The organism is Neisseria zalophi (assembly GCF_008807015.1).
Lineage (GTDB): Bacteria > Pseudomonadota > Gammaproteobacteria > Burkholderiales > Neisseriaceae > Neisseria > Neisseria zalophi.
The window spans coordinates 1,391,838-1,405,721 of record NZ_CP031700.1; the positions used below are offsets into that span (position 1 = coordinate 1,391,838).

Below are 13,884 nucleotides of genomic sequence, written 5' to 3' on the forward strand. Positions count from 1 at the left end.
TTAAGTTATTACAATACGAGCATTTTCTTAGTGTAAATACTTAGAGACTTTGTTGAAAAATATATTCAAATATTTAAGGATTTAGAGAAGGTATTAAAAAACATAAAAATAGTTAAATGATAATATACTACCAATACAAGCGAAATGTATTTATTCTGTTTCAAAACCTGATACTGTACCGCCTAAATCGCAAGAAAATTTAAAAACTGCTGGAAAAATTGTAGGTACAGCTGCTGCTGTTTACATAGGGTATAAAGTAGTTAGAGTGGTTGCATTATCATTTGTTGCGACTCCAGTGGCCGGAGTTGGTAGTTTGGTATTACCATAAAAATGTTATTTTAATAATGTTTAAGAGATAAAATAATTATGCAATTATCGTATGTAGCTATATCTAAAATGAGTAATAAGGAAATTATAAATTACTTAGTAAATGTAGAACAAAAAGATTTACAAGCTGCATTGGAATATATTTCTATTAATTTAGATTCAAGTAGGTTCCCAACCTTCATTGATAAAGATACATTTTCATTTATATCATGTCTTTTTACTCATAAAAAAATAATTCAAAATAGAGGATTTTTTTATTGGATTGTTGATTTTGAAAATTCAGATTTAAATTTCTCTAAAATTGATAAAACTGATAGGTTTAACTTAATAAAAGAAATTATGTCACTTTGTGAGTTTTATGAAGAATTAAATACTAGTGAAGTAGGAAGGTTTATTATTCGATGTTTATTGATTAACAAAATAGAGCGTATGGAATATATCAATATAAGTAAGAATAATTTAAATAAAGCTAAATTAAATTTTATAGATATTTTATATTTTATGTTATTGGAATATGAAAGTTATAAAGAGCTTACTGAAAGTGAGAAAATTAAAATAACTGATTTTTTAAAAGAAGTTAGTGCGATGTAGAAAGCCATATTCCGTATAAAAAACCTATTCAAATCATAATAAGTAAGAGTAGCATGTAGAGGATTTGATTTAGACATAGAGGGGCGATATTTTAAACCTATTGGTTCCGGCCGTCTGAAATCTTTCAGACGGCCGGAACCAATGCTTATTTAAGCTAACATCCTTATTATTAGGAAAACTATATTGATTTCCATTAAAAAATACATCGATATCGTATTTTATATGAATTTTATGACATAAATTTAATTAAAAGCTGAGAAGATAAAAAATAGAAAGGGTATTTATGAAATTAAAAAAGAATGAGCGTATGGAAAGAGGAGGCTATTATTCGGGAGCGGCCTGAGAAACATTGTTGGGAAGGTAGGGATAGTGGGCATGGGCAAGCCATGACTCAAGCATGGAATGTTTATACTCATTGTAAAAAAACTATTACTATAGATTTTATTTTAGGATTGTAACAATGATTTATCAGATATCTTATCGTTCATTGCCTAAAGACGGGCTCGTTTCAAGCCAATATAAAAATAATTTATATATTATGTCAGAGTATAAAAGTGATTTTGAATACTATGAAAATACTAATATAAATCAAATTCAAATAGATGAACATCACTTAGTCCCTTGGTGCTATTTTTCACCAGAGGGGGTAAATTATTTAATTCCCAGAATTATTTTTAGCATTCAAAACAATATTTTTGATATTTCGATAAATATTCAGGATTTTATCAATAATTTAATTTACGAAGAAAGCTTAAAAGATTCATTAAGATATTTAAGCCATAGTGAACTAATAACTCTGAAAGATTTTTTTGAATGGCTATTATTTTATTCAGATAGACTAGAAGATATATTTGGAGATAATACATTAATTAACAATATTGAATACATGGAAAATTTAATCAACATCAAAATATAGTAGATAACTATCTTTATTGAATATAGATCTTTAGACGGTTCTGTATCGTTGTGTTTTGCGCCGTTAACGGTTTCCAACGATGATCCGAACGGCGAAAGTTATATCGAACTGCACTTGGTCGCCGTAGAAGATAACAATGGCAACCACCAGTGTTTTGTTTACCGCCCCGTCACCGGACTGTCGCAATACATTATCAAAGGTAATAGTGAGTGTTTCATCTGGCCTTCTGCAAGCCAACTCCAACATACGGCTACAGCTGCTGTCGCAATCGTAGTCTTTACATTACGTTCGACATTCACTGTATGCAGTAAATGTAGCACACCTCAGCCTAAATGTTTTTCTGATGTTTGTGTGAAATTAAACAAGGCTGTACAAAAAGCCAAAACCTATACTTCAAGCTTAAGTGGGTGTAAAGGATGGATGGAAAGTCATAGTTTATATATGCAAATAAAAAAGCTTAAAGTAAGAAAAAAAAGAGAAATAATTGCTGAAATGGGGGATATTTGGAACATATACAACGAGTAAATAATTCATGTAATCAAATTAAAAAAATATAAAAAGTATATTAGTAGAAAATAGCGTAGATATTAAATATGAAAGATAAAATAATATTAATTAAACCTAAAGCTTGGCCTAAAAAATTCTTAAATATCGAAAAAGATTATATTGCAATTACACGTCCTGAGGATTTGGATGGATTTGAATATGCTACATCTTTAAGACCGAATCAATCAATTGATTTTAATAGATTAGATCTTGCATGTACTGATATAACTTGGGAAGCATGGAATTATTTGTTACCACTAATGGAGCGGCGTTATTTTGAAAACTTGCCTAATGAGATGGAAGATTTTTTAATAAGCTTTTTTTACTATCTTTCTGTTAGTAATAATTTACAAAATTTATTAGATTTTTTAGATACTGAAGATTTAAAAAATTTTAAAGATTGGATTTTGTTCATATTATTTTCAGGTGATGATCCTAATTCTTTTGTAGTGGAAGATGAATTATTGTCTATTTTAGAAAAGCTATAATTAACTATAAATTTAGCTATTTTTATTCAAATTGTGATTGTTTTTGGGCATAATAAAAATATGTTTTAAAACCTGAGTAATTAAAACCTAGTATGGTTCCTGTTGAACTCTTTATTAATTAGGTAGAAAAATTATGAAATACTCTGATGGTAACAATGTGAAATTAGGAGATAGGGTTTTTTGGATAGCATCAAATCCCATTGAAAAAGGAACAGTTGTTTGTTTAATTGATGAAGGAAAATTTTTAGATGGATATGATTTTACTTTACTTAAACAAAAAGGGGGAGGAATTATGGTTTTATTTGATGATATGGGCTTGGTTCAAATATTTAGAGATGATGATACGGATTTAGGTATTATTAAAAGAAAAACAGGTTTTTTAGATAGTTAGCAAACCGTAGCCTGTCAGGATAATAAAGATTTTTTATTTTGTCATGGCTGGAACACATAGATAGTAAGCAATTGAAATATATAGAAAGAGAAATAAATGTTAACCAAAAAAATTGCGAAAATTTTTAAAGATTCATCCATTCAGTTTGAAGAACTTCTTTTTGATTATGAGACATTTGAAGAACCCCCTTTAATTAACAGATATACTAAAGTAAAAAAAATAGCAAAAGATATAGATAGAAAGGATTTAAATACTTTTTTATTTAATTTGGCTTTGGCACATTTAAACAGTGTGGTGTTATATGCAAAAAATAAACTAACCCCGGAAGAGTTTGCTAATTTTTTTATTTGTTTAACTTATACTGACGATGAAAATGATGAGGTATATTCAGGTGTAAGTGAGTTTGGTTTTTATATGCCATCTTTTTGGGTTACAAGAAAAGAGAAGCAATTTGACATTAAAAATAAAATTAAAAAGAAAGCTATTATTAATTTGGAAAACTATCCTATCATAAAAAAAACGCTAACGGATTTAAATCTCATTCAAATTATGGATGTTTACCTTGAAAGTTTTACTGACCAATTTGGCTCTGAAATTAAAAGATTTTTCTTTTTATATAAGGAAAATTAAATAATTGTATTTTTATGGAATTTCTATTCAAAGCGTGAGGTGTGTGCCTTTTGGGCACGCACCTTTTCTTGAAAAGAAGCGGCGTAACACAATTCGAATACGACAAACTCGGCCGAATCACTCAAGCCAACCAAGAAACCTTCGCCTTCGACCCCGCCCACAATATCCTTTCAGACGGCCTCAAAGACAAGATTGCCGACAACTGCCTCAAAACCTACAACGGCATCAGCTATTACTATGACGACTTAGGCAATCTGATTCATAGAGAACTGGCTGATGGCGAAGTACAGAACTATTTCTACGATTTGCACGACCAACCGGCGAAAGTGGAAATCTTCAAACCCGAACAGGGAAAAGACATTTGGGCTTATAACTACAATGCACTAGGCAGAAGAATCGGTAAAGGCCGTCTGAAAAACGGTCAAGAAGTTTCAGACGGCCTAGAAGATACAACTGACTTTACTTTGGACGGCAGCCATATAGGATAAATAAAGAGGGAGAAAGCTACCAAGGTATTAATTATTTCCATCGAGATTAAGTTGTTATTCCGCAGGAGATAACTGATAAAAACGGGAATTTATTGTGATTTGGAAAATAAAAGGTTAGGGAAAGTTAGAGGAAGAGACTAATATTACCGAAGTACATCAGCCATTTAGGTTGCAAAATCAGTATTGTGATACTGAAACTAAACTGCATTATGACTTCTTTTGGTATTACGAGCCGGATTGAGGGTGGTTTATTAATTAGGATTTGATTAAATTAAGTAGAGGAAGTAGCCTTTGCGGGCTATGTGAAATAGTAACATGGGCAGATCCATTAGGATTGAGTGTAAGTAAATCTCTTGGACATGTAATGATCCTTGTGCAGAGCAAGATCCAGCAAGAGGAGGCATACAATATTATCTTCCTAAGGAAATTTGAGGAACTTTAGTTGCTGGAAAGGTGAGATCTGTAGTAAAGGGTCAATTAGGAAGTATTTTTATCTTTTTAAAAAACCGCCTAACTGTTGGCAAAGAGTTTTTAACTGATAATATTAAATATTCTATTAATAACAATATTCATTTTGGATGGGATGATGGATGTAGATGTAAAGCTCATAATCATTTTTTAGTAGTCAGGCAATTGTAATAATATAAATTTTAGTAGCCTGTAATATAGTATGATAAGCAAGCGGTGGCTTACATGGGGTATTTGAGAATGAAGAGAAAATATGCTTAAAAAAACCAATCAATTTATTCAAAACAACTGGTTAAGTATTTTAATATGGTGTTTACTATTGTCTATATTTTTCGCATATTATTCAACTAATTTAATATTTAAATTACTTGGGGCACCAATAATTTCACTTTGTTTAGTTTTATTATTTCATTTAGAATTAGAAAGGAAACAAATTAGATTTTTATCTATAATACAGGTTTTTATTGGAATACTATTTGGGTTGGCGCTTCAAATCAAAAGAGAAAACTTTATGGTTATAGAAGGGGTGGTATTTGGAGGGATTATAGGGCTTTTAACTCCATTATGGGTAAAACTATTTCTACTTTTAAAAGAAAAAATAAAAGATTATATATAAGTTATTAATCAAAAAATTATTTTAGTTTACTAGGATAGCCACTATTTTAATTATAGTGGATCGAGCTTTCCCTTTCCTTTATTTGCCAATTTGAGCAGCGCTAAAACTGTTACCAAAAACGTTAAAGTCAACCGCAAACCCGCCTTTGTATTCAATGTCAGTAAGGCCTGTAAAACTTATGACGATGAAACCGCCTTGCCCTGCTATAAAGGTTCGTTTCGCGCACTCCTACTAAACAAACTGTACAATCAACTGGTTAAAGTGAAAATCTTCAAAAAAGACAGCAGCAAAGAGACTTGGATTTATACGCACGATGCGTTAGGCAGAAGAACCAGCAAAGGTCGTCTGAAAAACGGCCAAGAAGTTTCAGACGGCCTGGAAGATAAAACCGACTTTACTTGGGGCGGCAGTCACCTGATACAGGAAACCCGTTCAGACAGCCCGTACACTTTACTATGTAAAACAACTGGAAACTATTGATTGGTCGCAATATAGTACATTTGAAGAAGCGTGGGCTGCCATTGTAGCTGCTTGTAATCAATAAGCAGAAGTTGGAAAATGTGTAAAGAAAACTCAATTAACCTAAATATAAGGGGGCTAATACAATGAAGAATTTATTATTCTTTATTATCATATCTTTGATTCTTTCTTCATGTCTTTATAATAAAGAATCAACGTTAATAAAAAGCACTAATTTATTGGATGAAACAGGCCTTGAAGAAAGTATTGGCGATAATTTTAATGAAATTTTTAACCTGCTTTCTGACGATGGGATTAAATCAGCAAGCATACATGCAAAAGTAATTGAGGTAAATGGATATAAAATATTATATTCAAAACCTAATGATATATTTATTTTAAAAGATAAAGATGTAGTGGCAAGAATTAATAATGATAGCCGTATTTTTTATAACTCTAGTGCAGCTCCTTTAGTTGGAGAACAGGTTCTATTAAGAAAAAATATTATTGTTTATAATAATAACAATAATAGTTTTATTGATTATGGTATTGATGGTCTTGATATCATTGAAGAAAATCAATTTAAATTCCTTAGGGAAAGTCAGGATAATCAAAGTAAAAAGTTACCAAACTCCTCGTTTGTCAATGGAAATAAGTGTCTTAATCCAATTGAAGGTTTAGCTGGAGTAGCTTGTTGTGGGCAATCAGGGTATGCCTTTACTTTAGAAAAAGGATGGACAGTTAATGAAAAGTTAACACAAAAATGTCAATCTATAAATTAAATATATAATCTATTTTCTATTTATTTTATTTGATATATATTAAGCCTTAGTTTACATGAAATGGTTATTCGAAGCGTAGAGTGTGTGCCCTTTAGGTATACACTCCTTTTCTTGTTCTTGGTGCCATCTGAAAATACTGATTCAAAATTCAGTAGCTCCTCCGGATCAATATCATTAAATTCATCAGGAAGCTCATTATGAAAAATGGATTAATTATGTCTAGCATTGTAAGTTTTATATTGTCAGCTTGTTCTCTTAAGAGTGAAGAGATTAAATTAGATAATATTTGGAATTTTAAAATTACTGTCAAAGAAAATCATGATAATAGACAAGTTGAGTTAACAGGTTTATTAAATAATAGCTCAATGGGAATATCTAATATGAAAACAAATATTAATAATGATGAGTTAAATATAACTTTATATCAAAAGTTGGCCGGTAATAAATATTCTGGGCAGTTAAAAAAAGAAATTACTATTGGAAAAAATATTAATATGATTACCTATGGGTTGGAGAGAAAAATCATATGGAAAAATAATAATTAATTTGTTAAAAAATTAGCAGAAAATATACTCATTTATTTGGCAAACTAAAATCTGGTAAAGCTCGTAGAAAAGTAGGTAATTAATATAGTGGAAAGCAAAGCCTATTTACTAATGGTTCATGTTAATTAGTAAGAGGATAAAATAATGAAAAAATTATTTTGGTTTATTAAAAAGCATGGTTTTAATATCTTATTATGGTGGGTCGGGCTTTCTATAATTATGTCTTTCTATGCTAGTAATAATATTAGGTTTAATTTAATTGTCATTCCTATTATTTCTTTTTTTATAGTGTTACTTTATCATTTGGAACTAGAAAGAAAAAATATCAGTATGATATCGGTTATCCAGATAATTTTGGGTATGTTTTTAGGATTGGCTTCACAAATAGAAAGAAGTAATACATTCATCATAAAAGGCTTGTTAATTGGTGCATTATTAGGACTTGCTACACCTGTCTGGGTTAGGCTGTTTCTTGTTATTAGAAAGAAAATTGGTAATTATATATAAATATAAACAATGCAGAATCTAATAGAATAAGTAAAAATAAAAGAGGAAATCCTAGATAACTAAGCCAAATTATCTCTTACCAATTGTTTTAAAAGAATAATTTAGACTTTATCTCACTGTCGTTAAAACGCTATTCGCGCTCCTTCAAAATACAGCTTAAGATGGGCTTTAGGAATACCATTGAACTTACGCAAATGACGTTTCGCCTGATTCCAAAAGTTCTTAATATCGTTTATGTGGTTTTGCCTGTCTACAAAATAAATCTTGTCATTTCACTTTAACAGCTTGAATACCGGTACCTTCCCGGGTGCACTGTGGAGCTATGTTTATCTTTTCTGCGGCCACTAAAATAGCTTTTATGGGCTTCGATTTTACCGTTGAACATTTCCAAATGTGTCAGTAGTATTTTTTCTGTCTCTTTTTGTTCCTGAATAAGTAAGGCGGATCTCGTTGTTTTGAGGATAGGTGTAGCAGGTAAAGCTGTCGTGTCGGTACGATGATAGTAGCAAATGAAAATCAAGTAGATACTGGTATTGCTAATCAGGTTTATACAAAAGTAGATAAGTGCTTTCAAAGTACAGGGAAAAAAATAGATAAGTCTGAGGTGTTGTAAGAATTAATTGATTCTGGACAAATATTTGCTAAACGAGCCAAATCTATTTAAAGGCTTAGGGTATTGGCATTTTCGATATTCTAAAGATAAATGTAGGAAATAATATGGGAAAAAATAAAATTTCAGATTTTGATGCTTTTTTAATATGCAAAGATTTGCCAATTAATGAGCTATTAGATCATTTACTCAATTCCAGTAAAGTGCTTCGATATGAAGCAGCGAAAAGATTGCAATTTTTTCAGTATAAAGAAATTAAAAATATAGTACAAAACATTTTGCTGAAGAGTCGTTATGCTCGCCATAGAGAGATTGCAGCATTCATTTTGGGGCAAATTCAAGAAAAACTTGATAAAGATCTATTGGAGGAGGTTATTTACACATTAATTAACATGGTGTTAAACGATAAGAGTATAAATGTAAAATCTGCTGCAATATCTTCTTTAGGACATATATTTCAATACTATAGCTTAGGAGAGAGGAAATTCTCTTCAATAGAGGATAGTCTTGTTGAGCTTTGGGATTTAAATAGGTACTCCATAGTAATTTCACTCACGTTTAGCTCTGCATTTTTTCCAACGAGGGATTACATAAAAAAATATCTTATCAACAATTTATATAATAATCATCCCCAAATTATTTCATGGACTCTATACTCATTGAAGAGAAAGCAATATCAATCTAAATTGATTGAAGATATTTTAGTTACCAGACTAAATGATTTACCTGAAAATTCTTATATATATAGTGAAGTGGTTGCATTCTTAATTTCAATCAATTCTCAAAGAGTTATCCCTTATTTAACAAATATTTTAAGAAAAAATAAAATTGACGATGAAATTTATACTGAACTCAAAGCTAATTCATCTAAAATTTTTAAAAATCTAAAAGATATTATGTTAGAAAAATTTAATTGATTTTTAAGTTCACTTACTGCAACAATCTGATGATATCATACAAAAATACTATAAGATTAAGCTTCCTATAAATTATAAATATAACTATTATTTCAGTAGATAAATACTTATGAATGATACACTTATTTTAGAAATAAAAGAAACCTTCATTTTTTTGCCAGATAAAAATCAAAATATGGAAGATGAAATAGCTAGAATAAATTTTTTTAATAATTTGAAAAAATTATTGATTGATGCCATCTCATTGCCAACTGTTAGTAACAGTATTTTTTACATTAATGTTTTAATTGGAGAATCTAAAAATTATAGTATAGATTTTTCAATTTCTTTACTCAGAACTTTGTCAAGGAATCAAAAAAAATTAGTTAATCAATCAGTTAAGATAGTTACTAATTTTTTGTACCAACAAGAAATTGATCAGGAGGTACAGAAAAAAGCCGATGATGCAATCTATATGCTGAAGTGGCTGATTATGGAAGAATATTTTTATGATGATTTAAATAACCATTTTAAATCACCAGGAACCATTTCTTCGGAAAAAGTTTTAGATAAAAACTCTTTGGAATTCAGTAGGGAAAGTGACCAAGACATAAATTGGTTAGCCCATAACGTTAGTGAAATACATTGGTATGATTTACAAACTGAAACTTTAAATTCTATTTTGGAGTCTCGTAATTATTATTTATTAAGTCCTATTGCATATAAATTCTTAATTCCTGCAGTCATAAGAAATATCAAAGGATTATTATCGGCTGCAACTAATGGAAACTTCTATATTAACTTAATTGAACTTTATGATCTTATATATTATTTAAATCCTGTTAGTGATTATAAGTTAGAGTTATTAACTCAAGAAGAAAAAAATTATGTTGGCGCTTTTATGCTTATGATTAAAATTTTATTTAATATAATAGGTAATGAAGAAGGAGTAGATGATTTAATGGCTAGCAAATATTGGAATAGCTATTTATCAAATAATAAATAAACTACATCAAAAATATATCAAAGTCATATTTATATAATCATATTCTGAGGCTTTTGCAAAACCCTAAAAATCCCCTAAATTTTTCACCGAGATATCTAAGAAATGTCTGATAAGTACTTTTTTCAACAAACCACGCAAGCCATGATTGCCAAATACATCGACCGCTTTCCTTTATTAAAGCTCGAGCAGGTGATTGATTGGCAGTCGATGGAATAGTATCTGAACCGCTAGACAACCAAAGAGTTTTTATTATTAGAGTATTATTCAATATGTGCGGTACTCATCAGCCGCACGGCTTTCAGACGGCCTGTTTGTTCCTGATATTCTGCTAAGCCGATAAAGGTGTTGTCTTCACCGTATATTCTCATCGGGCTGGGTGATTGCGGGATGATATGGCATGTCGGTTGTCGGCCTTTTTGTAGCATATCGACTGCTTCGGGGTTTACTACGAGCTTGGGTAAATGGCGGACTAAAACATCGCATGGAAGCAATAGGGCATCGCGTTCGGTTTCGGTTAGCGTTTCCAAGTCGGTTAGGGTGTGGCTTTGAGTGATATCGAACCCGGCGGTTTCCGTACGGCGAAGGGCGGTTAAGTGGGCAAAGGTGCCGATGTGTTTGGCAATGTCTTCGCTTAGGGTGCGGATATATGTGCCTTTGCTGCATCGCACATCAATCACGGCTTCGGGTGGGGCATAGTGTTGGATATCAATGTTATAAATGGTGATGTTTCGCGGTTTGCGTTCAATCACAATACCTTTGCGGGCATATTCATAAAGTGGTTTGCCTTCGTGTTTTAAAGCGGAAAACATCGGCGGCACTTGGCGGATAGGGCCTGTAAGCGCCGAACAGGCCGTCTGAAAGTTTTCGAGGGGGATATCGGCGTTGGCGGTGTCGATAATACGGCCTTCTGCATCACCTGTTTCAGTGGCTTCCCCTAGTTTCATGGTAGCGGTATAAGCTTTGTCGGCATCGAGTAGATATTGTGCGAATTTGGTGGCTTCGCCAAAGCAGATGGGCAGCAGCCCGGTTGCCAACGGGTCCAACACACCGGTATGGCCGGCTTTTTCGGCACGGTAGAGACGGCGGGCTTTTTGTAGGGCGGTATTGCTGGAAAGGCCTTGGGGTTTATCCAGCAGCAGAACGCCGTTTACAGGCCGTTTTTGTGGTTTTTTTATATTGGTGGCGGGCATATTGGGGCAAACTTCTTAACAGGATAGGGGATGGTGATTGATTGCGGATCAACAGGGAAGATTAGGTATAAACTAATGAGATGTTTGAACAGGCCGTCTGAAATTTCAGACGGCCTGTTTATTTCATTAATCTTCTATGGGCTTTTCAGAAGCAACCTGATCAATTAAATGTGAAATGCTCATACCGCGTTCGAGTGATTCGTCGTATTTAAAGTGTAACTCGGGGGTTTTAAACAGTTTGATGCGTTTAGATAATTCGGTGCGCAGATAGCCTTTGGCATTTTCAAGCGCTTCTTCGGTAATCTCGCGTGTATTGTCGTCTAAAACAGTATAGTAAACGGTGGCATGGCTGTAATCACGGGTAACATCCACTTCGTTGATGGTGATAAAGCCTGCACGCGGATCTTTCAGGCCGGTACGCACAAGTTCGGCCAATTCACGCATGATTTGTTCTTTTACGCGGTCTTGGCGGGCATAGCCGCGCTGTGGTTTTCTCATGGGATTCCTTGTTGCTGAATGAGTCAGGATAAAAACTGTTATTATACTGCTTTTCTTGATTTAAGGCTTTAATTAAGAAGAGGTCGGCTTTAGATAGCTTAGAAAATTGGCTTATTAACTGAGTAGTTTAGATAAAATAAAAATAGTGTAAGTTGCGAGCCAAACAAGCAGATGGTTATAATTAATTAACATGTGGTTATCAATGGCATATACTCTATGCAGTCTTTTACTCATAATAGGAGTTTTGATGGAAAACCCCAGTATCCTTTCCCATGTTTCTCTAGGTACAAACCGCTTTGACGAAGCCGTTGCTTTTTATGATAAGGTTTTGGCTACGCTCGGTATTGGCCGTATTTTAGATGTAACCGAGCATTTTCCGGCTATTGCTTATGGTCGCGCTTATCCCGAATTCTGGATACAACAACCGTTTAACGGTAAACCGGCGGAGGCTGCCAACGGCGTACACATTGCTTTTATGGCTAAAAATCGCGAAGAAGTGCATGCATTTTATGAAGCGGCGTTGGCGGCAGGAGGGAAAGGTGACGGAGAACCCGGCCCGCGCCCGCATTATGGTGATGCTTATTACGGCTGTTTCGTACGCGACCTTGACGGTCACAAAATCGAAGCGATGGCATGGTTAGAGGGTGAAGTGGTTAGCGGGTAAACTATATTATTTTGTATCATATAGATAAACAAGCCGCCATGTTTTGTAATATGGCGGCTTTTTGATAACTAAAAATAAGAAGTGTAGCTTTGATAAGGCTTGAATAATGAGGCCGTCTGAAAATATTTTGACTTTTTAATATCTTGCATTAACCAATCGGCCTTTTTGGTAGGTTTGTTGCTGCATAATATTACCGTTATAAGCGTAAACTGTTAATGTACCGTTTTCAGGGTGGGCTCGGAATTCGAGTAAATGTTTGCGGTCGACTGTATAGGGATCGGTACGTTTTCTATTGTTGTCGCTGTAAAAATCTTGCACAACATATTCATTACCGCGTCTGTGCAATAGTTGACGATGGAATCCACCTTTAACAGCACTGTTGCTTATCTTACCTTGAGCATCGAAATAAGTCACGATGGGTTCTTCAACGGTTTTAATACTGTTATTTTCCGCTTTACCGATATTGGTACCCACTGGAATATTAATGGATGTGCCTAAACCGATATGTCTACCAATGCCGGTTCCCAGCCCAACACCGACCGACATACCGGGTGTGCCGACTGAGCAGGCACTTAAAGTAGTTACCAACAAGCCTGCAAATAGGATGTTTTTCATCATATATCCTTTATTTATATCAATAATATAAGAGTATAAAGGTATTTTAGAGTTGATTTTGTTAGTATTGGTAAAGAGTAGGGTGCAGATATTGTATTTAATGCTATAAATTTTAATTATTTTAAAGGCTTAGCAATATATTAATATTGTTGATTGAGATGTGTTACAAATGATAAAAAGGCCTGTTGCACGAAAAGTGCAGCAGGCCTTTTATTTTGGGGAATATATTTAATCTGTTAAACCGGCCTGTTGAATAGGAGCTGTATTGCTGAATTTAATTTCTTTGATAACGCTAAATTGAATAGCATCACCATTCATAGTAACAGGGCGCATATATTGTGATTGAATCCAGTTGATTGCCTCTTCATCGATAGTAACAGAGCCACTACTGCGGACAATACGGGCATTACTCACTTCGCCGGTAGGGCCGATACTGATACTCATAGCAACGTCACCATCGGCTTTGCTGTTGATATTGCTATCATGGAATGTAACATTTTGGGCTGAAGCGATTTGAGTGCCGGCGAAAAAGGCAAAAGCGGTTAGAATGGGTAGGACATGTTTGATTTTCATATATTATCCTTTTGGCAAATATGCCTGAGTAATGTGTTTGGCCATTTTTATTTAGAAGTTTTGAAACAAAAACCATTA

General features: G+C 33.1%; 19 protein-coding genes and 1 pseudogene. 15 read left to right on the forward strand and 5 right to left on the reverse strand.

Going from position 1 to position 13,884, the window contains the following annotated elements; genetic code table 11:
- The first annotated feature begins 366 nt into the window (after window positions 1–366).
- The 12 genes from D0T92_RS06350 to D0T92_RS06405 all read left to right on the forward strand — a co-directional run bounded on the left by D0T92_RS06350 (window position 367) and on the right by D0T92_RS06405 (window position 7,754).
- The gene (locus tag D0T92_RS06350; protein ID WP_151051256.1) at window positions 367–918 is read left to right on the forward strand and encodes a hypothetical protein; all 552 of its coding nucleotides are present in this window, start codon (window positions 367–369) and stop codon (window positions 916–918) included.
- A gap of 460 nt (window positions 919–1,378) precedes the next feature.
- Window positions 1,379–1,834: an asparagine synthase gene (locus D0T92_RS06355; protein ID WP_151051257.1), complete on the forward strand. Its 456-nt coding sequence runs from the start codon at window positions 1,379–1,381 to the stop codon at window positions 1,832–1,834.
- Between the two features lie 48 nt (window positions 1,835–1,882).
- Entirely contained in the window at window positions 1,883–2,359 is a 477-nt protein-coding gene (locus D0T92_RS06360; RefSeq protein WP_151051258.1) for a hypothetical protein, read from the forward strand.
- Between the two features lie 68 nt (window positions 2,360–2,427).
- Window positions 2,428–2,868, forward strand: coding sequence for a hypothetical protein (locus D0T92_RS06365; protein ID WP_151051259.1), 441 nt, complete (start codon window positions 2,428–2,430; stop codon window positions 2,866–2,868).
- Between the two features lie 133 nt (window positions 2,869–3,001).
- A complete protein-coding gene (locus D0T92_RS06370; RefSeq protein WP_151051260.1) occupies window positions 3,002–3,259 on the forward strand; it encodes a hypothetical protein in 258 nt (85 codons plus the stop codon).
- Window positions 3,260–3,355: 96 nt separating this feature from the next.
- Window positions 3,356–3,889 (forward strand): Imm15 family immunity protein, encoded by a 534-nt coding sequence (locus D0T92_RS06375; protein WP_151051261.1) that lies wholly within the window; start codon window positions 3,356–3,358, stop codon window positions 3,887–3,889.
- A 50-nt stretch (window positions 3,890–3,939) separates the two neighbouring features.
- Window positions 3,940–4,377: a hypothetical protein gene (locus tag D0T92_RS11575; RefSeq protein WP_225315087.1), complete on the forward strand. Its 438-nt coding sequence runs from the start codon at window positions 3,940–3,942 to the stop codon at window positions 4,375–4,377.
- 721 nt (window positions 4,378–5,098) lie between these two features.
- A complete protein-coding gene (locus tag D0T92_RS06385; protein ID WP_151051262.1) occupies window positions 5,099–5,461 on the forward strand; it encodes a cytochrome C biogenesis protein in 363 nt (120 codons plus the stop codon).
- A 90-nt stretch (window positions 5,462–5,551) separates the two neighbouring features.
- On the forward strand, window positions 5,552–5,941 hold the full coding sequence (locus tag D0T92_RS11380; protein ID WP_191963613.1) for a hypothetical protein: 390 nt from the start codon (window positions 5,552–5,554) through the stop codon (window positions 5,939–5,941).
- A gap of 125 nt (window positions 5,942–6,066) precedes the next feature.
- On the forward strand, window positions 6,067–6,702 hold the full coding sequence (locus tag D0T92_RS06395) for a hypothetical protein (protein WP_151051263.1): 636 nt from the start codon (window positions 6,067–6,069) through the stop codon (window positions 6,700–6,702).
- Window positions 6,703–6,899: 197 nt separating this feature from the next.
- A complete protein-coding gene (locus tag D0T92_RS06400) occupies window positions 6,900–7,247 on the forward strand; it encodes a hypothetical protein (RefSeq protein ID WP_151051264.1) in 348 nt (115 codons plus the stop codon).
- A gap of 144 nt (window positions 7,248–7,391) precedes the next feature.
- The gene (locus D0T92_RS06405; protein WP_225315088.1) at window positions 7,392–7,754 is read left to right on the forward strand and encodes a cytochrome C biogenesis protein; all 363 of its coding nucleotides are present in this window, start codon (window positions 7,392–7,394) and stop codon (window positions 7,752–7,754) included.
- A gap of 59 nt (window positions 7,755–7,813) precedes the next feature.
- Here D0T92_RS06405 and D0T92_RS06410 read toward each other — a convergent pair.
- Window positions 7,814–8,148, reverse strand: a pseudogene (locus D0T92_RS06410) (IS1595 family transposase); the annotation flags it as partial.
- Window positions 8,149–8,471: 323 nt separating this feature from the next.
- On the opposite strand from D0T92_RS06410, the gene D0T92_RS06415 reads away from it, so the two are divergent.
- A complete protein-coding gene (locus D0T92_RS06415) occupies window positions 8,472–9,281 on the forward strand; it encodes a hypothetical protein (protein ID WP_151051268.1) in 810 nt (269 codons plus the stop codon).
- Window positions 9,282–9,390: 109 nt separating this feature from the next.
- A complete protein-coding gene (locus D0T92_RS06420) occupies window positions 9,391–10,266 on the forward strand; it encodes a hypothetical protein (RefSeq protein WP_151051270.1) in 876 nt (291 codons plus the stop codon).
- A gap of 260 nt (window positions 10,267–10,526) precedes the next feature.
- Here D0T92_RS06420 and truB read toward each other — a convergent pair whose 3' ends face one another.
- Together truB and rbfA are read right to left on the reverse strand one after the other, a co-directional pair.
- Entirely contained in the window at window positions 10,527–11,456 is a 930-nt protein-coding gene (gene truB / locus D0T92_RS06425; RefSeq protein WP_151051272.1) for a tRNA pseudouridine(55) synthase TruB, read from the reverse strand.
- A gap of 126 nt (window positions 11,457–11,582) precedes the next feature.
- Window positions 11,583–11,954, reverse strand: coding sequence for a 30S ribosome-binding factor RbfA (gene rbfA / locus D0T92_RS06430; protein WP_151051274.1), 372 nt, complete (start codon window positions 11,952–11,954; stop codon window positions 11,583–11,585).
- A 247-nt stretch (window positions 11,955–12,201) separates the two neighbouring features.
- On the opposite strand from rbfA, the gene D0T92_RS06435 reads away from it, so the two are divergent.
- A complete protein-coding gene (locus tag D0T92_RS06435) occupies window positions 12,202–12,618 on the forward strand; it encodes a VOC family protein (RefSeq protein ID WP_225315089.1) in 417 nt (138 codons plus the stop codon).
- Window positions 12,619–12,753: 135 nt separating this feature from the next.
- Here the strand turns inward: D0T92_RS06435 and D0T92_RS06440 are convergent, their stop codons facing one another.
- Both D0T92_RS06440 and D0T92_RS06445 read right to left on the reverse strand, forming a co-directional pair.
- On the reverse strand, window positions 12,754–13,233 hold the full coding sequence (locus tag D0T92_RS06440; protein ID WP_151053006.1) for a NemA protein: 480 nt from the start codon (window positions 13,231–13,233) through the stop codon (window positions 12,754–12,756).
- A gap of 228 nt (window positions 13,234–13,461) precedes the next feature.
- On the reverse strand, window positions 13,462–13,806 hold the full coding sequence (locus tag D0T92_RS06445) for a TonB family protein (RefSeq protein ID WP_151051278.1): 345 nt from the start codon (window positions 13,804–13,806) through the stop codon (window positions 13,462–13,464).
- Window positions 13,807–13,884 lie beyond the last annotated feature (78 nt).

Bases quoted from the DNA above. Each gene is read 5' to 3' on its own strand.
- D0T92_RS06370 (WP_151051260.1), top strand. From the start codon at position 3,002: ATGAAATACTCTGATGGTAACAATGTGAAATTAGGAGATAGGGTTTTT.
- D0T92_RS06375 (WP_151051261.1), top strand. From the start codon at position 3,356: ATGTTAACCAAAAAAATTGCGAAAATTTTTAAAGATTCATCCATTCAG.
- D0T92_RS06385 (WP_151051262.1), top strand. From the start codon at position 5,099: ATGCTTAAAAAAACCAATCAATTTATTCAAAACAACTGGTTAAGTATT.
- D0T92_RS06395 (WP_151051263.1), top strand. From the start codon at position 6,067: ATGAAGAATTTATTATTCTTTATTATCATATCTTTGATTCTTTCTTCA.
- D0T92_RS06405 (WP_225315088.1), top strand. From the start codon at position 7,392: ATGAAAAAATTATTTTGGTTTATTAAAAAGCATGGTTTTAATATCTTA.
- D0T92_RS06435 (WP_225315089.1), top strand. From the start codon at position 12,202: ATGGAAAACCCCAGTATCCTTTCCCATGTTTCTCTAGGTACAAACCGC.
- D0T92_RS06365 (WP_151051259.1), top strand. From the start codon at position 2,428: ATGAAAGATAAAATAATATTAATTAAACCTAAAGCTTGGCCTAAAAAA.
- D0T92_RS06440 (WP_151053006.1), bottom strand. From the start codon at position 13,233: ATGAAAAACATCCTATTTGCAGGCTTGTTGGTAACTACTTTAAGTGCC.
- D0T92_RS06400 (WP_151051264.1), top strand. From the start codon at position 6,900: ATGAAAAATGGATTAATTATGTCTAGCATTGTAAGTTTTATATTGTCA.
- D0T92_RS06445 (WP_151051278.1), bottom strand. From the start codon at position 13,806: ATGAAAATCAAACATGTCCTACCCATTCTAACCGCTTTTGCCTTTTTC.
- D0T92_RS06350 (WP_151051256.1), top strand. From the start codon at position 367: ATGCAATTATCGTATGTAGCTATATCTAAAATGAGTAATAAGGAAATT.
- D0T92_RS06355 (WP_151051257.1), top strand. From the start codon at position 1,379: ATGATTTATCAGATATCTTATCGTTCATTGCCTAAAGACGGGCTCGTT.
- D0T92_RS06415 (WP_151051268.1), top strand. From the start codon at position 8,472: ATGGGAAAAAATAAAATTTCAGATTTTGATGCTTTTTTAATATGCAAA.
- truB (WP_151051272.1), bottom strand. From the start codon at position 11,456: ATGCCCGCCACCAATATAAAAAAACCACAAAAACGGCCTGTAAACGGC.
- rbfA (WP_151051274.1), bottom strand. From the start codon at position 11,954: ATGAGAAAACCACAGCGCGGCTATGCCCGCCAAGACCGCGTAAAAGAA.
- D0T92_RS06420 (WP_151051270.1), top strand. From the start codon at position 9,391: ATGAATGATACACTTATTTTAGAAATAAAAGAAACCTTCATTTTTTTG.